The organism is Enemella evansiae, from assembly GCF_004362375.1.
Lineage (GTDB): Bacteria > Actinomycetota > Actinomycetes > Propionibacteriales > Propionibacteriaceae > Enemella > Enemella evansiae.
This window is the reverse complement of the sequence record NZ_SNXA01000009.1, coordinates 450,678-472,924: the sequence shown is the minus strand read 5'-3', so window position 1 is coordinate 472,924 and position 22,247 is coordinate 450,678. Positions and strand designations below refer to the sequence as shown.

Below are 22,247 nucleotides of genomic sequence, written 5' to 3'. Positions count from 1 at the left end.
CTCACATGCTCAACAGGGCGTACACCGCAGCGCGCACCTCGGCCTGGTCGACGGTGCGGTCGGGAATGGTCACCGCGTGCAGCACCACCCCATCCAGATAGTCCGCGGCCCGGCGGGCGGCCGCCAGCGGATCGGCGACCCCGACACCGGCGAGCACCGCGGTGAAATCGTCCAGCAGCCGCTGGTGCTGCCGGCTCAGATCCAGGTGCGTCGCCAGTTCCAACCGGACCCGGGTCGCCTCGGCGGCGGCACCGCTGGTCTGCCAACGGGCGAAGGAGGCGATCAGCTCCGCCACCTGTTCGAGGGTCTGCGGCGGAGCTGCGGTCAACCGATCGGCCTCGGCGCGGTCCAGCTCGGCCAGCCGGTCGGCGACGGCGGTGACCAGGGCCGCCCTGGTGCGGAAACAGTTGGACGCGCTGCCCACCGGGACGCCCGCCTCGGCATCCACCGCCCGATGGGTGAGCGCACGCAGTCCGCCGCCGGCGACCACCCGCAGCGCGGCCTCGGCGATCTGGTGACGACGATCGGACATGGCCCCGAGCCTAGGGCACTACATCTGTAGTAATGTGCGCCCATGGTCACGACCATCGACATCATCGGCGGCGGTGTCGCGGGGCTCGCGCTGGCCGCCCGGCTCGACCCGCATCGCTTCCGGATCCGGGTGCTCGACGCCGGCCGGGGCGCCCGCGAGGTCGGCACCTGTTTCGGCATCTGGCCCTTCGCGATGCCCTCGCTGGCGGCGCTCGGTCTCGCCGAGCGGGTCCGCGCCGCCGGCGTACGCCCCACCGCGGGCAGCATCTGGAATGCCGCCGGTCGGCGGCTGGTGCACTCCACCCGGGTGCCCGAGGTGTGGCTGGTCACCCGGGTGCAGCTCCTCGACTGGCTCGATCAGGCGGTCGGGCCACACGTCGAGCGGGTCGGCACCCGGGTCGCCGACCCCGGCACGAGCGAGGCCGAGCTGGTGATCGGGGCCGATGGGGCGTACAGCATCACCCGGGAACGGATCTTCGGCCGCGGCGCCACCTCGACCGGCATCGTCGCGCTGCGCGGCCTGGTTCCGTTCCCGGTGGAGCCGGGGGAGTACTGGGGCCGGGGTGCGCATTTCGGCAGCACCCCGCATCCCGACGGGCTCACCAACTGGTTCGCCACCCTGCCCGAGTTCCGGGCCGGGCCGGCGGAGGCGCTGGACCGGGCGCGCGCCGCCTTCGCCGACTTCCCGGCGCCGGTCCGCGCGGTGCTGGGCGCCGCCACGCCGGGGCAGACGCTGGTCAACCGGATCGTCGAGGCGCCGTCCCTGCCCAGCTTCGTCCACGGTCGGACGGTGCTGATCGGCGACGCGGCGCACGCCATGTCGCCCAATCTCGGCCGCGGCGCCTGCGAATCGCTGGTGGATGCCGCGGTGCTGGCGGAGGCGCTCGGGTCTGCACCGCCCGCCGAGGCGCTCGCCCGCTACGACCGGGTACGCCGGCGGCCGACGCAGCGGATCCGGCGGCTGGCCGCCGCGATGCGCCGGCTCAGCCTGGGCGGTGGGCCGCTGCGCGATCCGCTGCTGCGCACGGTCGGCACCCTGGTGCGCTGACGGCAAACCCGGCGCGCGAGGCCGGTGTGAGTTTTTCCTCAGATTTCCTCAGAGTGCTCTCAGAATGTCATAATCGGCCGGATTGTCCCGGGGATCTCTTGGAGGAACTGTGACCGGATTCGCGCGGCTCGGCGCCGCTGTCGTCGGCCTGGTGGCCGTGCTCGGACTGCAGGTCGCCCCCGCGTGGGCCGCCCCGACACCCACCCCCACACCGACGGCGACCCCGTCCGCGACCGCGTCGCCCACCGCCACCCCGAGCGCCCCGACCGCCACCGCGCCCACCGCGCGTACCGGCACCCAGCAGGTCGTCCCCGCGCCGACGGCGGCACCCAGCCCGACCCCGGCCGCCACGCCGACCCCCGGGCCGACCGCCTCCCCGACGCCGGCACCGGTCGCCCAGCGGGCCGCCGCGGCGCCGACCACCGACCCGAACCTGCCCAAGGAGGGCAGCATCATCGGGCAGAAGTGGACCGCGATGGGCGGCTACAACAGCTGGCTCGGCGCCCCGGTCGCCCCCGAGGTCTGCGGGCTGCGCGACGGCGGCTGCTTCCACCGCTTCACCGGCGGCACCATCTACTGGTCCCCGGCCAGCGGTCCCTGGAGTGTGCGCGGATCGATCGCCCAGGCCTGGGGCAACTACGCCTGGGAGCGCGGCCGGCTCGGCTACCCGATCTCCGACGAGCGCTGCGACCTGCGCGACGGCGGTTGCGTGCAGACCTACCAGGGCGGCCTCTTCTACTGGTCCGGCGCCTCCGGTGCCAACCCGGTCTGGGGCTCGATCCGCGAGGGTTATGCCGGAGTGGCCTGGGAGAACAGCAAGCTCGGTTACCCGATCGAGGGTGAGTTCTGCGGGCTGCGCGACGGTGGTTGCGCGCAGCGTTACCAGGGCGGACTGATGTATTGGTCGCCGGCTTCCGGCCCCCGCCCGGTCTGGGGTTCGATCGGCCAGGGATACGCCCGGGTCGGTTTCGAGACCGGCAAGCTCGGTTACCCGATCGAGGGTGAGTTCTGCGGGTTGCGCGACGGTGGTTGTGCGCAGCGTTACCAGGGCGGGTTGATGTATTGGTGGCCCGCCTCCGGCCCGGCCCCGATGTGGGGAGCCATCAGCCAGGCGTACGCCGGCGCCGGTTTCGAGACCGGCCCGCTCGGCTACCCGACCGAAGGTGAGTTCTGCGGACTGCGCGACGGCGGCTGCGCCCAGCGACTGCAGGGCGGAATGATCTACTGGTCGCCGCCGTCGGGTTCGCATCCGGTGCGTGGCGCGATCCTCGCCGGGTACGCCGCTCAGGGCTGGGAGGCCGGCCGGCTCGGTTACCCGACCTCCTCGGAGTTCGGCACCGGTGGCACGATCACCCAGAACTTCCAGGGCGACAAGCTGGTCTACAACCCGGCCACCGGTTCGGTCGACAACGGCGCCCCGGTGCTGAACGGCGAGAAGTGCGTGGCCTCGCTCTACAGCGAGGGTCAGCTGACCGCCTCCGGTGAATACTTCAACCCGAACGCGATGACCGCGGCCCACAAGACGCTGCCGTTCAACACCTGGGTCCGGGTGACCAACCTGGCCAACGGGCGCAGCGTCGACGTCCGGATCAACGACCGCGGCCCCTACGTCGCCGGCCGCTGCATCGACCTGTCCACCGCCTCCTTCTCCGCCATCGGCGACCCGCGGCAGGGCCTGATCAACGTCGACGTCACGCCCCTTTGATGTCGGCTCGCGCGCGGCGCGCCATCACCCCGCTCTTCGGCCCAGTCGTCGAAATCCGCGCGGTGGGTCGGCGGATGGTGGCGTGAGCCACGCGGGGATTTCTCCTTGGTGGGCCTGCATCGCGGGGGCGCGCCGCTGGACGCTCGCCTCCCGTGATGTCGGCTCGCGCGCGGCGCGCCATCACCCCGCCCCTCGGCCGGCCGCGTCCCATCCATCGAATCCTCGGTGCATCAGTGGATTGCTAGAGGGAAAGGGGTATGCACTGACGAGTCGATGGATCGCGTCCGGGGTTCCGGCATGAGAGGAACCTCAGCGGACGTTCACCGATCGGTCACCTGCTGGCCGGGTGGGCGTACCGGGCGGTGAGTTGGATGGGTGGGTCTGCACTCGATGAAGGGACTCCCCATGACCGACTCCGTCACTCGCCGTGGCTTCCTCGGCGGCTCCGCCGCCGTGCTCGGCTTCGCCATCAGCGGCGCCGGCAGCCTGGCGCCGTTCGTCCGTGAGGCCGCTGCCGCCACCAAGCCCGCGCTCGGTTACGGGCCCCTGCAGTACACCCCGGGCGCCATTCTCGCGCTGCCCAAGGGGTTCAGCTACACGGTGATCGCCGAGTCCGGCAAGGCCAGCGGCGGCATGGTGCAGCCCTCCGATCCGGACGCGATGGGTGTCTTCGACGCCGGCAACGGCGCCAGCACGCTGATCTCCAACCACGAGATCGGCGGCTCCGAGAAGTACGCCGTTCCGCATCAGGACAGCGGCGTCGTCTATGACACCGGCGCCCGCGGCGGCACCAGCACCTTCCTGATCGACGCCCAGAACAACGTGCGGGAGCACTACACCTCGCTGGCCGGCACCATCAACAACTGTGCCGGCGGGGTGTCCCCGTGGAACACCTGGCTGACCTGTGAGGAGACCGAGGCCCGCGCCGGTGGTGCGCTGACCAAGGATCACGGCTACGTCTTCGAGGTCGACCCGGCCAGCCAGCAGGCCAACGTGGGCATGGCGCCGATCCCGCTGAAGTTCCTCGGCCGGTACGCCCACGAGGCGGTCGCGGTGGATCCCGAGACGTTCCACATCTACCTCACCGAGGACGCCGGCAACCCCAACGGTCTCTACTACCGCTGGACCCCGCCGGCCGGTTTCACCGGTGGTCTGCACTCGCTGCACAAGCTCGCCAAGGACGGCGCCGTCGAGGTCGGTGCGCTGGAGGCGATGAAGTGCTTCGACGAGGCCGGCAACCACGTCCGCGACCTGGCCCAGGCCACCGAGGTGAACACCAGGTACCGCGTCGAATGGGTCAAGGTCCCCGACCGCGACGCCCGCACCCTCAGCGTCCGCAAGCAGTTCACCGAGGACCAGATCACCCGCTCCCGCAAGCTCGAGGGCCAGTGGTGGGGTGACGGCGGTGCCTACTTCGTCGCCAGCTTCGCCCGCACCTCCGACGGTTCGGTCGCCGAGCACGACGGCCAGGTCTGGCACTACGACCCGAGCAAGCAGCGGATCACCCTGACCACCATCTTCGGGGTGAATCCGAACCCGGACGAGGAGGGCACCAACTTCGACGGCCCGGACAACATCACCGTCTCCCCCTACGGTGGCCTGATCCTGGCCGAGGACGGCGACGGCAAGCAGCATCTGGTCGGCATCACCGAGCAGGGCAAGGCCTATCCGCTGGCGCTCAACCAGGTCAACGATTCCGAGTTCTGCGGCCCGGTGTTCAACAAGGCCGGCACCACGCTGTTCTGCAACATCCAGAGCGGCCCCGGTTACACGCTGGCCATCACCGGCCCGTGGGGCCGTCCGTCGAACGGTGCACCGAACTCCAACGGCGGCAAGAAGAACAGGTGACCCCCGAACGCGCCGTCCGGATCGGAATCCCTGTCCCCGTGGGGATTCCGGACCGGGCGGCGCCCGCCGTCGACTGAGCGAGGAACGCAGTCACCAGACGAAGTCACTGGTGCGGCGTACGCTCATCCCGCAGCAGGGTGACCACCCGGCGGATCTCGGTGAGCGCCTCGCGCCCGGTCTCGGAGATCTCATCGAGTGCCTGGGCGGCCAGCTCGGGACGCTTCCGGGAGGCGGCGCGACCACCCTCGGCCTGCACGACCATCTGCGACACCGAATGGGTCACGATGTCGTGCAATTCGCTGGCGATCTGCTGGCGGACAAGAGTTTCCTGCAACTGCCGGTTCCGCTCCCGTTCCGCCAGGATCGTCTCGGCGGCCTCCTGTGCGGCGCGGGCCCGGTTCTTGTCCTCGATCGCGGTCTCCAGCCGCCGGCGGCCGATGATGTAGGGCGTCAGCACCATCAGCCCGCAGCCCAGCACCGTGAGCGTGGCGATCTCCGGGTTCCAGCCGCGATCCGGCTCGTACCAGGTGATCGGGCCGGCGATCGAGGCCAGCGCACCGATCGCTACCGCCACCCGGGACCAGCGGGACCGGACCAGCCGCGCGACCGAGTAGGCGACGATCGGGACCACCACCAGCGAGGGCAGCGGCCGGTCGGTGACGAACAGGTGCGCGATCCCGGCCGCGGTGACCAGCGCCAGCATCACCATCGGGTGTCGGGTACGCAGTAACAGCGGGACCACCATCGCCACCCCGACCACCGCCTGCGCGGGGGTGGCGTACGCCCAGAACCCCAGCGACACCGCGACCAGCCCGGGCAGCACCAGCGTCATCAGCACCACCAGGCCGAACAGCACGAGGTCTTCGTGCGCGCCCTGGGTCACTGAGGTCCTGCCGCGGAACATGTCCCCACGGTAATAGGCTCACCCCCATATGACACCCCTCTCGACGCAACGACCACCGGCCGACGAGGCAGCCCGGGTCCAGGAGTTCTGCACCCGCCACGGCCTGCCCGGGGTGGTCGACGTGCACACCCATTTCATGCCCGAACGGGTGCTGACCAAGGTGTGGGCCTTCTTCGACCAGCTCACCGAGCACCCCGAACACGGCCCGCTGCGCTGGCCGATCAGCTACCGCCACGACGAGGGCCAACGGCTGGAAATCCTGCGCTCCTTGGGTGTCCGCCGCTTCACCTCTCTGCTCTATCCGCACCGACCGGGGATGGCCGAGTGGTTGAACGACTGGGCCACCGACTTCGCCCGGCGTACCCCCGACTGCGCGCACAGTGCCACCTTCTATCCCGAGGAGTCCGCCGCCGGCTACGTGGCCAAGGCGCTGGCCGACGGTGCGGTGATCTTCAAGGCCCACGTCCAGGTCGGCGGTTACGATCCGCTGGATCGGTTGCTGGAGAAGGTATGGGGGCAACTCGCCGACTCGAGTACGCCGACGGTCATCCACTGCGGCAACGGCCCGAATCGCGGCCGGCACACCGGCCCGGAGCCGATCGCCGAGCTGCTCCGCCGGCACCCCCGGCTTCCGCTGGTGATCGCGCACGCCGGAATGCCCGAGTACGCCGATTTCCTCGCCCTGGTGGAAAAACACGAGAATGTCTGGCTGGACACCACGATGGTGTTCACCGACTTCACCGAACGGCTGATGCCCTTCCCGACCGAGCTGCTGCCCAGGCTCGCCGACCACGGGGACCGGGTGGTGCTGGGCACCGACTTCCCGAACATCCCCTACCCCTATCTGCACCAGCTCGAGGCGCTGGAACGCCTCGAGCTGGGCAGCGGGTGGCTGCGTCAGGTCTGCTGGGACAACGGCGTACGCCTCATCGGCGCGCCCTGATCCCGGACGCCATCAGGCCGGTGCGTCGCCCTTCGCGGTGGCGTTGATCTGGAACATCGCCCCCTGCGGGTCGGCCACGGTGGCGAACCGTCCGAACGGCGAATCCTCCGGACCGTCGAGCAGCTTGCCGCCCAGCTCGGTGATCTTCGCCACCGCCGCGTCGGTGTCGTCGACGGCCAGATAGATCCGCCAGAACGACGGCGAATCACCGATGAAGTTCTTCGCATCGCACAGGCCGGCGGCCGCCTCCGGGCCCTCGCCGAAGGTCGAATAACGGAAGCTGGTGTCGTCGGGATCCATCGGGCTGAGCGTCCAGCCGAAAACCCTTTCGTAGAAGGGCGCAACGGCATCGTAGTCGGTGCTCATCAGCTCGAACCAGACCGGCGTACCCTGCGTCTGCGGGGTCTCGAAGCCGGCGAACTCCTTGACCTCCCAGGAGCCGATCGCGGCACCGCTCGGGTCGGTGTAGATGGCCATCGACCCCAGCTCACCGACCGGCATCGCGTCGAACAGCACCTGCCCGCCGTTGTCCTTCACCGCCTGCACGGTGGCGGCATTGTCCTCGCTGCGCAGATAGACACCCCAGGCCGTCGGCGCGGACCCGTCGCCCATCTCCGAACTCATCGCCCCGCCGACGGGCAACCCGTCCTTGGTGATCATCTGATAGTGACCGAAGTCTTCACCGGTGTCGGTGAACTCCCAGCCGAACAGTTCGCTGTAGAACTTCTTCGCGCCCTCGGTGTCCGGGGTGGACAGGTCGATCCAGATCGGGGCACCGGTGCGGGTATTGCTGGCCATGCTCTCTCCTCGAGTCAAGCGACCGGTCACCCGACCGGTGGGCCTCACGCTAGACCTCCCCGCACCGCCCGCGCTTGTCCGATCTTGCGGCATCCGCGATCCATCGAACCATCGCGCCATCCATGGAGTGCTGCAGCACGCGACGGATGCACCCAGGGTTCGATGGATCGCGGCTCCGGGCGGCGACGGGGCCGCGCGACGCGGGTACGCTCACCGGTATGGACCAGCAGGAGATCGAGGCATTCTGGGCCGATGCGCGGGTACGTGCCGGGCTGAATCCGGCCCACGCCCTCACCGGCCCCACCACCTCGGAGTCGATGCCGCCGCCCGCCTGGTCCTTCGGCGCCGATCCGGACCAGGCCGACCGGCTGCTGCAACTGGTCCTCGACGGCACCAAGACCGCCACCGCGAGCGCCGAATGGGACTACAAGGTCGAGGGGGAGGCGCTGCCGACCCCCGGTGACCTCTCGATCATCCTCGACGGCGCCGGCCATCCCCGCGCCCTGATCCGGACCACCGAGGTCAGTGTGGTCCCGTTCGACCAGGTGGATTCCGATCATGCGTACGCCGAGGGCGAGGGCGACCGGTCGCTGGCGGGTTGGCGCGAGGTGCACCAGCAGTTCTTCACCCAGCACGCCGGCCACGACCGGGGTTTCAGCGCCGACATGCCGGTGGTGCTGGAGCGGTTCAAGGTCCTCGTCACCCGGTGAACCACCGTCTCGGCGACGCCGGACCGGCGCGTAGGCTTTCACCATGTCTGACACCGCTGTCGACCGGGACACCGCCACCGAGGCCGCACTCGCCGACCTCGCCACCGGCCTGCCCGAGGGAGTGCTGAGCACCGACCCCGACGTGCTGGCCAGCTACAGCATCGACCGGGCGATGTTCGCCGAGCCGGGCCGCCCGATCGCGCTGGTCCGCGCCCGGGACCGCGAGCAGGTGCAGCACGTGATGCGGACCGCGACGAGACACCGGATCCCGGTCGTCCCCCAGGGCGCCCGCAGCGGCCTCTCCGGCGCGGCGACCGCGAGCGACGGCTGCATCCTGCTGAACGTCGAGCGGATGAACCAGATCGTCGAGATCGACCCGGCCAACCGGCTCGTGGTCACCCAGCCCGGCATCTTCAACGCCGACCTGTCCCGGGCCGTCGGCGAACACGGGCTCTACTATCCGCCGGACCCCTCCAGCTGGGAGTTCTGCTCGATCGGCGGCAACCTGTCCACCAACTCCGGCGGCCTGTGCTGCGTGAAATACGGCGTCACCACCGACTATGTGCTCGGCCTGGAACTGGTGCTCGCCGACGGGCAGGTGCTGCGCACCGGTCGGCGTACCGTCAAGGGCGTTGCCGGTTACGACCTGACCAAGCTGATCGTCGGCTCCGAGGGCACCCTCGGTGTGATCACCGAGGCCACCTTGATGCTGCGGCCGAAGACCGAGCAGCCGCTCACCGTCGTCGCCACCTACGGCTCCTGCGAGGAGGCCGCCGCCGCGGTCTCGGCCGTCGTCGCCTGCGGCGTCCAGCCCTCGCTGCTGGAGTTCATGGACCGGGCCAGCATCGACGCGGTCAACGAGGCCTTCAACATGGGCTTCGACGACGACGTGCAGGCGGTGCTGCTGGCCCAGTCCGATATCGGCGGTGACCATGCGGTACGCCAGATCGCGCAGCTCGAGGAATGCTTCGCCGCGGCCGGTGGCGATGTGATGGTCGCCGAGGACCCCGCCGAGGGGGAGGCGCTGCTCGCCGCCCGCCGGCAGGTGCTGACCGCCTTCGAGCGCTTCGGCACCACGATGATCGACGACGTCTGCGTACCGCGCGACAAACTGGTCGAACTGGTGCACGGCACCCGCGCACTGGCCGAGAAGTATTCGCTGATGGTCGGGGTCGTCGGACATGCCGGCGACGGGAACTTCCATCCCACCGTGTGTTTCGACCCGGCCGATGCCGAGCAGACCCGCCGCGCCCAGGAACTCTTCGACGCGATCATGGAGCTCAGCCTCGACCTCGGCGGCACCATCACCGGCGAGCACGGTGTCGGCACGCTCAAGCTCGATCTGCTGGAGCGTGAGGTCGGGCAGCTGTCGCTGGAACTGCATCGCCGGGTGAAGGCCGCCTTCGACCCGCTCGGCATCCTCAACCCGGGCAAGGTCTTCCGGGCCTGACAAGAAGGAAAGATCCGCCGTTCGCGGCGTGACCGCCGGGCCGGTGGCTGCCTACCGTCGGGGGAGTTCACCCGACGAGGAGCTCCCCGATGACCGAGACCGCCCAGCCCACCGGACTCTCCCGGCGTACCATCCTCGGCGGCGCCGCCGGACTCGGTGTCGTCGGCCTCGGCCTGGGCGCGGCCACCCTGCCCGCCCTGGCGGCGCCCAGCAAGCCGAAGATCCATCCCGCCTCGGCCTGGGGTGCGGTGAAGCCGGACCAGACCATCGAGACGCTGAACTACAAGCCGACCTATCTGGTGGTGCACCACACCGCGAGCGCCAACACCTCGGATTTCTCGCAGCAGCAGGCCTTCGCGCTGGCGCGCAGCATCCAGCGGCAACACATGAACCAGGGCTGGGGCGATTCCGGGCAGCAGTTCACGATCAGCCGCGGCGGTTACATCATGGAGGCCCGGCAGGGCACCCTGGCGGCGCTCAGCACCCGCAAGAAGTTCGTCCGCGGGATCCATGCCCCGGGGATGAACCGGCGCGGGATCGGCATCGAGAACGAGGGCATGTACACCGAATGGTTGCCGCCGAAGAAGCAGTGGGATGCGCTGGTCAGCCTGCTCGCCTACCTCTGCTGGGCCTACGGCATCCCCACCAACCGGATCATCGGACACAAGGACGACAAGGAATCGGCCACCCGCTGCCCCGGTGAGCTGTTCCACTCGAAGCTGACGCAGTTGCGTGCGGATGTGGCGAAGAGGTTGAAGGGTACGCCGGTGGTCACCCCGACGCCGACGAAGAAACCGACGAAGACCCCCACCCGCAAGCCGACGCCGACGAAGTCCCCGACGGCGACCGGTTCGCCGACCAGGACCCCGTCCGGTAAGCCCACACCGACCGCGACGAAGACCCCGACCGGCAAACCCACCCGGACCGCGACACCGACGAGGACCGCGACCCCGACGCGGACGGCGACACCCGAGCAGACCGCGACCCCGCGGCCCACCGCCAGCCCCACGGCGACCCCGACCGTCGATCCCACGCTCGAGCCGACGGTCGCGCCCACGACGGCACCGACCACCGCGCCCACGACCAGCGCACCCCGGACCCCGGCGCCGACCCGTACCCCGCGGCGGCAGCAGCCGCCGGTCGAGGTGCCGATCCCCGAGCCCGGTCATCGGGTGAACCCGAACGAGCTGCCGATCGCCGCCGACGGCAACGAGGCGGCCGGCGACCCGAATGTCGGACCGAGCACCGACCGACCCGCCAACCCGGTCGGCGCCAGCGACCGGCGACCGGCCCGTCCCGCGCAGCCGGAGAGCACCGGCGGCCTGGCCTCCACCGGTGTCGGCCGCCGCGGCGCCCTCCGCGGCGTACTCGACCTGTTGCTGGACTGAGCCGTTCACCGACCGGCGGAATCGGCCGAAGGTCTGGCCCCCGCACCGAAACCCGGGCACCATCGGTGCATGGACGCCGACGCCCTCGATCAGCTGCTGCAGAGGGTGAGCGAGCGTGCCGGGCGGCGCCGGGCCGCGGGGCTGGTCGCCGCCCATGACGATCTGGCCGAGGTGTCGGTCGCGCCGGGACGCTGGGTGGTCCGCAGCCATTCGATGGAGCACGTCGCCGACGAGACCGGCATCCACTGCTGGCAGGTGCTGTCCGCGGCCGGCGCCCGCCCGGTCGAGCACGACCATCCGCCGGGTTGGGTGCATCCGCTGGTCGGCATGCTGTGGCCGGACCGGTTGCCGGTCTGGGGCCGGCCGGGGGACCGGTTCCGCCCGGTGCAGATGATCGAGGGGATGCACGGCCCCGCCCAACTGGTGCTGCGCACCGCGCGCCCCCTGCTCGCCGGCGAACCGCCCGGCGCGGTGGGCACCCTGGAGCTCGACCCGGAGCTGCTCTGCTGCACCAGACTGGAGCTGCCGGCCAGCACCTGGACGCTGCGCGAATACCGCACGATCGCCGAAACCCGGCCCGGACCGCCCGATAGGGTCGGCCCATGACGAGTCGCCCGGCCGAGTCGACACCCACCACCTCCGGCAAGAAACCCGAGGGACTGCTGACGGTGTTGATCGCGCTGGCCGCCAATGCGCTGATCGCCACCGCGAAGACGGTCGTCGCACTGATCACCGCCTCGGCGTCGATGGTCGCCGAGGCCGCGCACTCCTGGGCCGACACCGGCAACGAGGTGCTGCTGCTGATCGCCGAGCGACGTTCGGTACGCCCCCGCGATCGCTCCCATCCGCTCGGCTACGGCCGGGAGGCGTACGTCTGGGCGATGATCGCCGCCTTCGGGCTGTTCACCGCCGGTTCGATCCTGTCGATCACCCACGGCATCTCCCAACTCACCGCGACCGAGCAGGAGGCGGTGGACTACAAGTGGGCCTACATCGTGCTGGCGATCTCCTTCGTGCTGGAAGGGATCTCGTTCAGCCAGGCGGTACGCCAGACCAGGAGCTCCGCGCGGGCCGCCGGGCTGCGGCCGATGCGGTATGTGCTGCGCACCTCCGAGACCACCCTGCGGGCGGTCTTCTTCGAGGACCTGGCCGCGCTGATCGGCCTGCTCATCGCCGGTGCCGGCATCGGGCTGCACCAGCTCACCGGAAATGCCGTCTTCGATGCGCTCGGCTCCATCCTGGTCGGCATCCTGCTCGGCGTGGTGGCGCTCATCCTGATCGTCCGCAACGGGCAGTTCCTGGTCGGCGAATCGGTCGATCCGGTGCTGCAGAACAAGGCCCTCGAGTCGCTGCTGGGGATGCCCGATATCGACCGGGTGACCTACCTGTGGCTCGAATACGTCGGCCCCTCGCGGGTCTATCTGGTCGCCGCGGTCGACATGTCCCGCGATGACACCGAATCGGTGCTGCAGCGGCGGATGCAGGCGATCGAGGACGACCTGGAGCGGGCGGATTTCATCGAGCGGGCGCGGCTCACGCTGTCCGCCCCCGATGAGCCGGCGCTGCTGCCCGGCGATCCCGGGGTGAATGATCCCAACCCGAGGAAGGTGTCATGAAACTCTCCCGAGCCGGCCGCTGGGCCGCCGCCGGTGCCGCCGCCTGGTTGGTGAACCGGCGCCGCCAGGTCGAGGAGGTGCCCCGCGAGCTGCGGGCGCCGCAGCTCTATCTGCCGTTGGACCTGCCGCACCCGCTGGTCGCCGAGGCGCTGCAACGGATCCCGATCCGGGTGCCCGATCCCGAGGGGGTCGAGGTGACCCGGCGGCGGGTCACCTCCCCGGAGGCCTTCGGCGCCGACGTGCTGATCTACCGGGCCTGGCCGCAGGCCGCCGAGACCGGGGCCGCGGTGCTGTGGATCCACGGCGGTGGCCATGTGATGGGCAGCGCCGCGATCGACCACGAGCTGTGCGCCTGGCTCTCCCGCGAACTGCGGCTGCCGGTGGTCAGCGTGGACTACCGGCTGGCGCCCCGGCACCCGTTCCCGGCCGATCTCGACGACTGCTTCGCCGCGCTGCGCTGGCTGCAGGAGAACGCCGCCGAGCTCGGGGTCGACCCGGAGCGGATCGCCGTCGCGGGGGCCAGCGCCGGCGGCGGGCTGGCCGCCGCGCTGGTCCAGCGGACCCACGACGCGGGCCATCCGGTCTGCTTCCAGGCGCTGGTCTATCCGATGCTCGACGACCGCACCACGCAGATCCGCGACCACGGCAACCGGGGCCGGTTCGGCTGGACCCAGACCTCCAACCGGGTCGCCTGGCAGGCCTACCTCGGCCATCCGCTCGACGAGGGGGAGGACCGCCCGTATGCCGCCCCCGCGCGGCGGGAGGACCTGAGCGGGCTGCCGCCGGCCTGGATCGGGGTCGGCGACCTCGACCTGTTCCTGCCCGAGGACGAGGCGTACGCCGCCCGGCTCCGCGAGGCGGGGGTGCCCTGTCAGCTCGACATCGAACCCGGCATGTACCACGCCGCCGACGTGTTCCGCCCCGAGGCCGAATCCATGCAGGTCTTCCGCGGCAAGATGATGGACGCCCTGCGCCGCGCGCTGCGGATCACGGCCTGACCCCCCGGTTGCGAGTTTGTCAGCGACTATGGCCGGTCCACTGCGCGGGCACGGGCGATAACTGCTGACAAACTCGCTCCCATTCACAGTTTCTGTGAATCTCTCAGCAAACGTTGCAGTTGCTCTCAGGGAGGCGTACGTTCCCGGACGTTGTCACCGCGGCAACCCGCTACGGCGGTGAACCAAGGAGAACCATGTCCACTTCCACGAAGATCGCCCGCCGCCTGCTCGGCGCCGGCGCCCTGGGCGGGGTCCTGGTCGCATCTCTCTCGACCGCGGCCTTCGCCTGTGAGCGCACCGGTGGCTCGAGTTCGAGTTCCGGTTCGCAGCAGCGCACCGTCGCCAGCCGGAGCGCATCCTCCGACGACGGCAGCCAGCAGCGCAGCTCCCATCACCACACGAAGCACAGCCGCAGCCACGCCGGTTCGACGGGCAGCGGGTCGAGCGATTCCAATGCCAGCGGCAATCGCACGGTCTCGCGGGTGAGCAGCGGGGCCAGCGCCGGGGCCAGCAGCGCCGGTACCACCAGCACCGGGACGGCGAGCACCGGGACGGCGAGCACCGGTGGCACCACCTGCACCGCCTCGATGTATGACGAGGGTCAGCTCACCGCCACCGGTGAGCAGTTCGATCCGCAGGGTCTCACCGCCGCCAGCCTGACCCTGCCGCTGAACTCGACCGCCACCGTCACCAATCCGCAGAACGGCAAGTCGGTGACCGTGCGGATCAACGACCGCGGCCCCTACATCAGCGGCCGCTGCATCGACCTGTCCGCGGGCGCATTCGCCGCCATCGGTGATCCCAACGACGGGTTGATGCAGGTCAACGTCACTCCGGCGGGGTGATCCCGAGCGGCAGCAGCAACGCGTAGCTGCTCAGGCATTTTCCGTGGCCATCGAGGGTGGGGGCGCCGGTGACGCCCCCACCCAGCACCCCGGGCAGCCGGAACACCATCCCGGGCAACTGCGGCAGCACGGTCCGCTGCACCGGGCCGGTGACGGTGTCGCCGAAGTGTTCGGCCATTCGCTGCTCGGTCACCTCGGCGACCAGCTGATCGAAGTTTTCCTTGTTTCGTGGGAAAACCGCCAGGATCAGGGTGTCACCCTTGTCCCCGGTCCGTGCGGTCGCCAGTTCGTCCAGAATCATCGGTACGCCCCCTGAGGCTCGGCGAGGTGCGGTCGGTCGAGCTGCACCGAGGCCCGGATCTCGTTGCTGGGCAGGGAAACCGAGCGGATCGCGATCACCTCGTGATGGGACTGCCGGGATCCGCCGCCACCGGCCGGCCCGTTGGTGTAGAGGCCCTCGACCTCCTGACCCACCAACCGGGCCCGTTCGGCGGTCGCCGCACGGCCGACGACCCGGAGCCGGACCTCGATCGGGTCCTCAGCACCCCGGTACGATGCCATCTCGGGTCGCAGTCGGAGCGCGGCACCGGCACCGATCAGCTCGACGAAGAGCTCCTCCGCGGCGAATCCGTGCAGTTCCTGCAACCGCTCGATCGTGACCTCGGCGGCCAATCGGGCCCGCTCCAGGGCGCGCGGACCGGCATAGCTCAACTGCCCCTCGCCCTGCCAGCCGCTGCGGAAACCGACGGTGACCTTGAGCGTCGGTGGCCGGGGCTTCCCGCTGGCCCCCTCGGCGCGCACCCGGTCCGGGCCGAGCTCGGTGAACCGGACCGCGGAGAAGTCCGCGACCACGTCGGGGGTCAGGTAGTTCGCCGGGTCGTCGACCTCATAGAGCAGCTGCTCGGCACAGGTCTGCGCGTCCAGCCGGCCACCGCTGCCGGCCGGTTTCCCGAAGATCGCGTTGCCGTCGGAATCCACATCGGCGAAGGGAAAACCGAGCCGGGCCAGCCCCGGTACGGGCTTGGTCACCGGATCGGCGAAGTAGCCACCGGTGAGCTGGCCGGCGCACTCCAGCAGGTGCCCGACCAGGGTGCCGCGGCCGAGCCGCTGCCAGTCCTCGGTCGACCAGCCGAATTCGTGCACCAGCGGCGCCAGATAGAGCGCCGGATCCGAGCAGCGGCCGGTGATCACCACGTCGGCACCGGTGGCCAGTGCCTCGACGATCGGCGCGCAGCCGAGATAGGCGTTCGCCGAGATCACCGGTTCGTCGATCTCACCGAGGCGCCGGCCGTCCTCCCAGGTGGGTGGATCGAGCCGGCGTACCGCAGCCAGCACATCGTCTCCCTCGATCACGGCGACCCGCACCTCGCCCAGTCCGAGCTCGTCGGCCACCCGGCGTACCAGCTCCCCGGCCGCCCGCGGATTCGCGGCGCCCGAGTTGGTGATGATCCGGGTCCGGCCGACGCAGTGCGGCAGCACAGCCCGCATCCGCTCGGCCAGCATCGGGTCGTGGCCGCTGCTGGGATCGGCCAGCCGGCGGGCCTGGCCGAGGGCCACGGTGCGTTCGCCCAGGCACTCGAAGATCAGGTAGTCCAGCTCACCGTCGCGGGCGATCTGCACCGCCGGATCGATCCGGTCCCCGGCGAACCCGGCTCCGGCGCCCAGTCGGATCGTGCGTGGCCCCGGATCGGCAGTCAGTTCGCCCACAGCGGCACCGCCCCGGTCAGCATGGCCACCGCGAGCATGATCAGGCTGGCCGCCCAGGCCCAGCCGATCAGGCTTCTGATGTGCCGGCCGATGTCGACCCCGGCCAACCCCACCAGCAGATAGAACGAACCGGTCAGCGGGCTGATCGGGAAGCCGACGGTTTCCTGCCCCAGCAGGGAAGCCTGCGCCAGGTCGACCGGGCTGACACCGAGTTGCTGACCCACCCCGGCGAGCACCGGCAGGACGCCGAAGTAGTAGGGATCGGGGCCGAAGAGCAGGCTCAGCGGGACCCCGAGGATGCCGACGATCAGCGGCAGCGCCGGCCCGGCGGCCTGCGGGATCAGCGAGGCCACCGACTGCGCCATCGCGTCGATCATCCTGGTCCCCTCCAGGATGCCGAGGAAGACCCCGGCGGCGAGCAGGGTGGTGGCCATCAGCATCGCCCCGTGCGAGTGCGCCTCGATCCGTTTCGTCTGCTGCTTCAGACCGGGGAAGTTCACCAGCAGCGCGATCACCACGCCGCAGAGGAAGATCAGCTCCGGGGTGGAGACGGTGGCGATCATCGCGCCGATCACCACCACGGTGAGGATCACGTTGAACCAGAACAGCTTCGGTCGGCGCAGCGCCCGGTCCTCTTCGCTGAGCACCTCTCCGGCGCCCCCGGAGCCGCCGGCGGAGCCGCCGCCCCCGGAGTTGTCGTCCACCGCTCCCTCCGGTGTGCCACCGACCCGGCTGGCACCACCCGCGCCACCCGCGCCACCCGCGTCACCCCCGACGGCCGCCGCGCCGACGGTCTCGGCCACCGGATCGAGCCGGGCGATCCGACGCTGTTCGCGGCGGCCGATCAGCACCGCGAACACCAGTGCGGCGATGATGCCGGCGATCTGGGCGGGGATCAGCGGGATCCAGAGTTCGTTGGCGGGCACCTTGACCGTCGTGGCGGCGCGCGCGGTCGGGCCGCCCCAGGGCAGCAGGTTCATCACCCCGGCCCCGAGGCCCACACAGGTGGTCAGCGCCAACCGGCTCATCCGCAGCTTGTCGAAGACCGGCAGCATCGCCGGGATCGCGATCAGGAAGGTGGTGGCGCCGGCGCCGTCGAGATGGACGCAGATCGCCAGCAGCGTGGTGGCGAAGCACACCTTCACCGGTGCATTGCCGGCCACCCCCACCAGCCGCTTGATGATCGGGTCGAACATCCCGGCATCGCGGAGGACGCCGAAGAAGACGATCGCGAAGATGAACATCGCCGCGGTCGGCGCGACGCTCTTGATCCCGGCGGCGGCGTACTTGCCGATGTCGGTGAAGCCGAAGCCGGCGATCAGCGCGGCCACCACCGGTACCCCGGCCAGCGCGACCACGGCCGCGACCCGGTTGGTGAGCAGCAGGACCAGGATCACCGCAATGGCCAGGAAGCCCATCAGCGTCAACATGCGCAGCTCCTTCGCTGGGTCGGCACGGGCAGCACCGGTGGTGCCCCCACCTTGAGCGGTCAGACCTCTGCCTGTCCAACATTGATTGGCGATAGATTCATGCACCGTGAGCATTGATCTGGATCTGCGGCAGCTGCGTGCCCTGGTCGCGGTCGCCGACGCCGGCGGGTTCACCGCGGCCGCCGAGCGGCTCCGGATCGCCCAGTCCTCGTTGAGCCGCACGGTCGCGGAGGTGGAGCGCCGGCTCGGCCGGCCGGTGTTCGAACGGACCACCCGCTCGGTGGTGGTCACCGCGACCGGCGAACAGGTGCTGGCGATCGCGCGGGAGTGCGTGAGTGGCCACGAGCGGGCGATGCGGCAGCTCGACGGTTTGCTGGCGGGCAGCTCCGGCCGGGTGGCGCTGGCCGCCCTGCCCTCGATCGCGGCCGGGCTGCTGCCCCCGGCGATCGCCCGGTTCCGCGCCGAACGCCCCGGTGTGGAGCTGCTCGTCCAGGACGGGCTGGCCGCCGAGGTGGAGGAGCTGATCCGGCGGGCCGAGGTCGATCTGGCGTTCTCGGTGGCCCCGCCGACGGGCGAATCGTTCCGGGTCCGCCGGATCGCCAGGGATCGGTTCTGCTGCGTCTTCCCCGCGGATCATCGGTACGCCGCAGCGGACGGCGAGCTGGCATGGGCCGAGTTGGCCGGTGAGGATTTCGTCCGGTTCACCACCGCCAGCAGCATCCGGCGGCATGTGGACCGGATCCTGGGCGACCAGCAGCTCGACCTCGGTGAGCAGGCCGAGGCCCGCAACGTCGGTGCCGTCGCCGGGTTGGTCGCCGCCGGGATGGGCGTCTCGGTGGTACCGGGGCTGGTGCTGCCGATGATGGCCTTCGCCGGGCTCCGGCACCGGCCGCTGACCGCACCCAAGGCGTACCGGGGGATCCAGCTGCTGCAACTTCGGGACCGGGTCCCGGCACCGGCGGCCGCCGCCCTGATCGATCTGCTGGACGCGATGGCCGGCACCGGCAGCCCGCTGCCGCCGGCGGTCGAATGGGTGCCGCGCGGGGACTGAGACCGGCCGAGGGTGTCGGCCGCGCACCAGACCGTGGTCCCCGGCGTACGCCCAGGGGTCAGACCAGGGGCCAAGCCTGGTGTCCGACCGACCGCACGACCCGATCCGCCGCCTAGGGTGGTGGACCGTGACTGATGGACTGGGTGGCGCACGTCGAGTGGCCGGTGGCCGACCGCGGCGACCTGCCTGGCCCGGTTTCGGCGGCCCCGCGCTGTGGACCGCGATCGGCACCTATCTGCCCGGGCTCGGGCTCTGGAAGGCCGGCCGGCGCCGGCTCGGCCTGGGCATCCTGGCGGTCTGGTTCGCGGCCCTGCTCGGCCTGCTGCTGGTCGGCCTGCTGGACCGCTCCCAGCTGCTCCGGGTCGCGGTCAATCCCGTGCTGCTGCGGGTGCTGACGGTGATCCTGCCGGTCATCGGGCTGATCTGGTCCGGGATCGTGGTGCTCACCCATCTGCTGCTCCGCCCGGCCGGCTGGGACCGGCTGCGCCGCGGCCTGGGAGCCGGGCTGGTCGGCGTACTCTGCTTCTCGGTCACCGCACCGCTTGCCGTCGCCGCCGTCTACGCCTGGGACCAGGCCAACCTGGTCGGCGGGGTGTTCCGCGGCAGCGACCAGATCAAGTCGCAGACCGCGCCCCGGCTGGACAACGCCGATCCGTGGAAGAACAAGCCGCGGGTGAACATCCTGATCCTCGGCGGCGATGCCGGCAAGGACCGCACCGGGGTGCGTACCGACAGCCTGATGGTCGCCAGCATCGACACCCGGACCGGTGCCACCACCCTGATCGGCATCCCGCGCAACACCGCCCGGATGCCCTTCCCGGCCGACTCGCCGCTGAAGCAGTACTACCCGAACGGCTTCTATGGCGGCGACTCCTCCGACCAGGAGTACTTCGTCAACTCGATGTGGGACAACCTGCCGCAGCAGGTGCCGGCCGACGTGCTCGGCCCCACCGACAACCTGAGCGCCGATGCGTTGAAGCTGTCGGTCGGGGAGGCCACCGGGTTGCCGATCGACTACTACCTGCTGGTCGAGATCTCCGGGTTCAAGGCGCTCGCCGACGCCCTCGGCGGGATCACGGTGAACATCAACACCTGGGTCGCGATGGGTGGCGACACCGACGCCGGCATCAAGCCATCGAAGTGGCTGCGACCCGGTCCGAACCAGAAGCTGGACGGCACCGAGACCCTCTGGTTCGCCCGCGGCCGCTACGGTGCCGACGACTTCCAGCGGATGGACCGGCAGCGCTGCACGGTGCTGGCGATCATCGAGCAGGCCAATCCGGCCAACATGCTGGCCCGGTACGAGGCGATCGCCGCCGCCTCCAAGGACATGGTGCAGACCGACATCCCGCAGGAGGTGCTGCCGGCCATCGTCGAGCTGTCCAACAAGGTGAAGACCGCCCCGGTGCGCTCGGTCACCTTCAAGCACGGTGTGGACGGCTTCTACTCCACCAACCCCGATTTCGCGCTGATGCGGGCCCGGGTCGACCTCGCCATCAAGCAGTCCGAACCGGCGGCCCCGTCGGCCCCCGCGGCCCCCGGGGCCGGGCAGCCGGCGCCGACCGGTGCTGCTCCCTCGGCCCCGACCGCCGGGCAGGCCCCGGCCCCCGCCACCCCGAGCGTCCGGCGTACCCTGCCGGTCGGCAACGCCCCCGGTATGCCGAGCAGCACCCCGGTCGCCTCCAGCGACGACCTGAAGTCCGCCTGCGGTTACGACCCGGTGCAGGCCGAGGCCGCGCTGGCGAACCCGCCCTTCTGAGCCGACGCGAAGCCACCGATCTGAGGCGTACGCCCCATCGTCCCGCTAGGATTTGCCGGGTCGCCGCACCGGCGTACCCGGGAGACAGCCCGCAGAGACTGGAGGACCGATGGCTGGTGGACTCGCCGCCCTGCTCGACGACGTGGCCGCAATCGCCAAACTGACCAGCGCCGCGGCCGGCAAGGCCGCCGGTGTGGTGGTCGATGACGCCGCCGTCACCCCGCGCTACGTCCGGGGCTTCAGCCCGGCCCGCGAGCTGCCGATCATCTGGCGGATCGCGCTCGGTTCGCTGCGCAACAAGCTGATCATCATCCTGCCGGTGGCACTGCTGCTCAGTGCCTTCCTGCCCTGGCTGCTCACCCCGATCCTGATGATCGGCGGCACCTATCTGTGTTACGAGGGCGCGGAGAAGATCTGGGAACTGGTCAGCGGTCACCACGCCGCCGAGGAGAACCAGCCCGCCACCGAACAGGGCAAGGAGTTCGAGGACAAGATGGTCCGCGGGGCCATCACCACCGACTTCATCCTGTCCGCCGAGATCATGGTGATCACCCTCAACTCGGTCGCCAGCCAGCCGCTGCTGCAGCGTGCGGTGGTGCTGATCGTGGTCGGCATCCTGATGACCGCGGTGGTCTACGGCGCGGTGGCGCTGATCGTGAAGATGGACGACATCGGCCTGAAGATGACCGAGCGGGACTCCGAGAGCGCGCAGCGCCTCGGCCGGGGTCTGGTCGCGGCGATGCCGAAGGTGCTCAGCGTGCTGTCCACCGTCGGGATCGTGGCGATGCTCTGGGTCGGTGGGCACATCCTGCTGGTCGGCGTCGGTGACCTGGGCTGGAAGGCGCCCTATGACCTGGTGCTCGCCCTCGAGGCGCCGGCGGAGCACGTGCCCGGGGTGGGCGGTTTCCTGGGCTGGCTGGTGAACACCTTCTTCTCCGCGGTCGCCGGGCTGATCGTCGGCGCGGTCGTGGTGCTGATCATGCACCTGCTGCCGTTCAAGAAGAAGAAGGCCGAAAAGGCCCACAAGACCGCCGGTGAGGGCGAATCCGGTCAGCAGTCGCATACCCCCCGGGAGTGAGGGGAATAAATCCCCGCGGACAGCGTTGAGCCGATGTCCCGCTGATCGAGAGGAGCGAGAGATGGACAACCTGTACCTGTACGAGACCGCTGTGGCGGCCTTCGAGGAGCGCGACTACCGCAGCGCCGGGCAGTTGTTCGCCGACCTGCTCGAGGCGGAACCGGAGAACCGCAATGTGCGCGAGTACGTGGCCCGTTGCCACTATCACCGGGCCGCCCTGGGCAAGGCCGAGGCGGAGCTGCGCACGTTGCTCGAGCAGGATCCGACCAACGAGTACGCCCAGCTGCTGCTGGCCCGCGCGCTGGAACGCCAGAACCGGCCCGAGGAGGCCGCCGGCGTACGCCGGGTGCTCGCGGTGCTGACCGGTGACGATCGGCACCTGGCCGGTCATGAGGTCGGGTAGCAGCGGCGAGCGTCGGTAAGCGCACCCCCGCTCTG

21 protein-coding genes are annotated in these 22,247 nt (G+C 70.5%); 15 read left to right on the top strand and 6 right to left on the bottom strand.

The window, feature by feature from the left end:
- Position 1 precedes the first annotated feature (1 nt).
- On the bottom strand, positions 2–532 hold the full coding sequence (locus C8D81_RS10300) for a TetR/AcrR family transcriptional regulator (RefSeq protein WP_133626013.1): 531 nt from the start codon (positions 530–532) through the stop codon (positions 2–4).
- 42 nt (positions 533–574) lie between these two features.
- On the opposite strand from C8D81_RS10300, the gene C8D81_RS10295 reads away from it, so the two are divergent.
- From C8D81_RS10295 to C8D81_RS10285, 3 genes are all read left to right on the top strand, one after another.
- Positions 575–1,579, top strand: coding sequence for an FAD-dependent monooxygenase (locus C8D81_RS10295; protein WP_133626012.1), 1,005 nt, complete (start codon positions 575–577; stop codon positions 1,577–1,579).
- Positions 1,580–1,688: 109 nt separating this feature from the next.
- Complete coding sequence (locus C8D81_RS10290; protein ID WP_133626011.1) at positions 1,689–3,284, top strand: septal ring lytic transglycosylase RlpA family protein; 1,596 nt, start codon at positions 1,689–1,691, stop codon at positions 3,282–3,284.
- Positions 3,285–3,689: 405 nt separating this feature from the next.
- Positions 3,690–5,132: an alkaline phosphatase PhoX gene (locus tag C8D81_RS10285; RefSeq protein ID WP_094355302.1), complete on the top strand. Its 1,443-nt coding sequence runs from the start codon at positions 3,690–3,692 to the stop codon at positions 5,130–5,132.
- 103 nt (positions 5,133–5,235) lie between these two features.
- Here C8D81_RS10285 and C8D81_RS10280 read toward each other — a convergent pair whose 3' ends face one another.
- The gene (locus tag C8D81_RS10280) at positions 5,236–6,036 is read right to left on the bottom strand and encodes a DUF7134 domain-containing protein (RefSeq protein WP_094429861.1); all 801 of its coding nucleotides are present in this window, start codon (positions 6,034–6,036) and stop codon (positions 5,236–5,238) included.
- 28 nt (positions 6,037–6,064) lie between these two features.
- Between C8D81_RS10280 and C8D81_RS10275 the strand changes: the two genes are divergently transcribed.
- A complete protein-coding gene (locus C8D81_RS10275) occupies positions 6,065–6,979 on the top strand; it encodes an amidohydrolase family protein (protein ID WP_094429862.1) in 915 nt (304 codons plus the stop codon).
- A 12-nt stretch (positions 6,980–6,991) separates the two neighbouring features.
- On the opposite strand, the gene C8D81_RS10270 is transcribed toward C8D81_RS10275, so the two are convergent.
- A complete protein-coding gene (locus tag C8D81_RS10270) occupies positions 6,992–7,777 on the bottom strand; it encodes a VOC family protein (RefSeq protein WP_094427075.1) in 786 nt (261 codons plus the stop codon).
- Positions 7,778–7,995: 218 nt separating this feature from the next.
- On the opposite strand from C8D81_RS10270, the gene C8D81_RS10265 reads away from it, so the two are divergent.
- From C8D81_RS10265 to C8D81_RS21950, 7 genes are all read left to right on the top strand, one after another.
- Positions 7,996–8,487: an ASCH domain-containing protein gene (locus tag C8D81_RS10265; protein ID WP_094355328.1), complete on the top strand. Its 492-nt coding sequence runs from the start codon at positions 7,996–7,998 to the stop codon at positions 8,485–8,487.
- Positions 8,488–8,530: 43 nt separating this feature from the next.
- Entirely contained in the window at positions 8,531–9,937 is a 1,407-nt protein-coding gene (locus C8D81_RS10260) for an FAD-binding oxidoreductase (protein WP_133626010.1), read from the top strand.
- Positions 9,938–10,026: 89 nt separating this feature from the next.
- Complete coding sequence (locus C8D81_RS10255) at positions 10,027–11,325, top strand: peptidoglycan recognition protein family protein (protein WP_133626009.1); 1,299 nt, start codon at positions 10,027–10,029, stop codon at positions 11,323–11,325.
- Positions 11,326–11,394: 69 nt separating this feature from the next.
- A complete protein-coding gene (locus tag C8D81_RS10250) occupies positions 11,395–11,931 on the top strand; it encodes a hypothetical protein (protein WP_094355296.1) in 537 nt (178 codons plus the stop codon).
- Complete coding sequence (locus tag C8D81_RS10245) at positions 11,928–12,941, top strand: cation diffusion facilitator family transporter (protein ID WP_094355295.1); 1,014 nt, start codon at positions 11,928–11,930, stop codon at positions 12,939–12,941. The genes C8D81_RS10250 and C8D81_RS10245 overlap by 4 nt, the downstream gene beginning before the upstream one ends.
- Positions 12,938–13,939 carry an alpha/beta hydrolase gene (locus C8D81_RS10240; protein ID WP_094429865.1) on the top strand — a complete coding sequence of 334 codons (1,002 nt, stop codon included), beginning with the start codon at positions 12,938–12,940 and terminating at the stop codon, positions 13,937–13,939. Before C8D81_RS10245 ends, C8D81_RS10240 begins: the two co-directional genes overlap by 4 nt.
- A 194-nt stretch (positions 13,940–14,133) precedes the next feature.
- Positions 14,134–14,784, top strand: coding sequence for a septal ring lytic transglycosylase RlpA family protein (locus C8D81_RS21950; protein WP_133626008.1), 651 nt, complete (start codon positions 14,134–14,136; stop codon positions 14,782–14,784).
- Here C8D81_RS21950 and C8D81_RS10230 read toward each other — a convergent pair.
- The 3 genes from C8D81_RS10230 to C8D81_RS10220 are packed head-to-tail and all read right to left on the bottom strand — an operon-like array spanning position 14,768 to position 17,921.
- A complete protein-coding gene (locus tag C8D81_RS10230; protein ID WP_094355292.1) occupies positions 14,768–15,085 on the bottom strand; it encodes an AtuA-related protein in 318 nt (105 codons plus the stop codon). The genes C8D81_RS21950 and C8D81_RS10230 overlap by 17 nt on opposite strands.
- A complete protein-coding gene (locus C8D81_RS10225; protein WP_208109212.1) occupies positions 15,082–16,491 on the bottom strand; it encodes an acyclic terpene utilization AtuA family protein in 1,410 nt (469 codons plus the stop codon). Before C8D81_RS10225 ends, C8D81_RS10230 begins: the two co-directional genes overlap by 4 nt.
- Positions 16,479–17,921: a CitMHS family transporter gene (locus tag C8D81_RS10220; protein WP_133626007.1), complete on the bottom strand. Its 1,443-nt coding sequence runs from the start codon at positions 17,919–17,921 to the stop codon at positions 16,479–16,481. The genes C8D81_RS10225 and C8D81_RS10220 overlap by 13 nt, the downstream gene beginning before the upstream one ends.
- Positions 17,922–18,027: 106 nt before the next feature.
- On the opposite strand from C8D81_RS10220, the gene C8D81_RS10215 reads away from it, so the two are divergent.
- The 4 genes from C8D81_RS10215 to C8D81_RS10200 all read left to right on the top strand — a co-directional run bounded on the left by C8D81_RS10215 (position 18,028) and on the right by C8D81_RS10200 (position 22,212).
- Positions 18,028–18,972, top strand: a complete 945-nt coding sequence (locus C8D81_RS10215) for a LysR family transcriptional regulator (RefSeq protein WP_133626006.1) — start codon at positions 18,028–18,030, stop codon at positions 18,970–18,972.
- A gap of 127 nt (positions 18,973–19,099) precedes the next feature.
- Positions 19,100–20,731, top strand: a complete 1,632-nt coding sequence (locus C8D81_RS10210; RefSeq protein WP_133626005.1) for an LCP family protein — start codon at positions 19,100–19,102, stop codon at positions 20,729–20,731.
- Positions 20,732–20,840: 109 nt separating this feature from the next.
- A complete protein-coding gene (locus C8D81_RS10205) occupies positions 20,841–21,809 on the top strand; it encodes a DUF808 domain-containing protein (protein ID WP_094402889.1) in 969 nt (322 codons plus the stop codon).
- Between the two features lie 61 nt (positions 21,810–21,870).
- Positions 21,871–22,212: a tetratricopeptide repeat protein gene (locus C8D81_RS10200; protein ID WP_094355287.1), complete on the top strand. Its 342-nt coding sequence runs from the start codon at positions 21,871–21,873 to the stop codon at positions 22,210–22,212.
- The last annotated feature ends 35 nt before the right edge of the window (positions 22,213–22,247 follow it).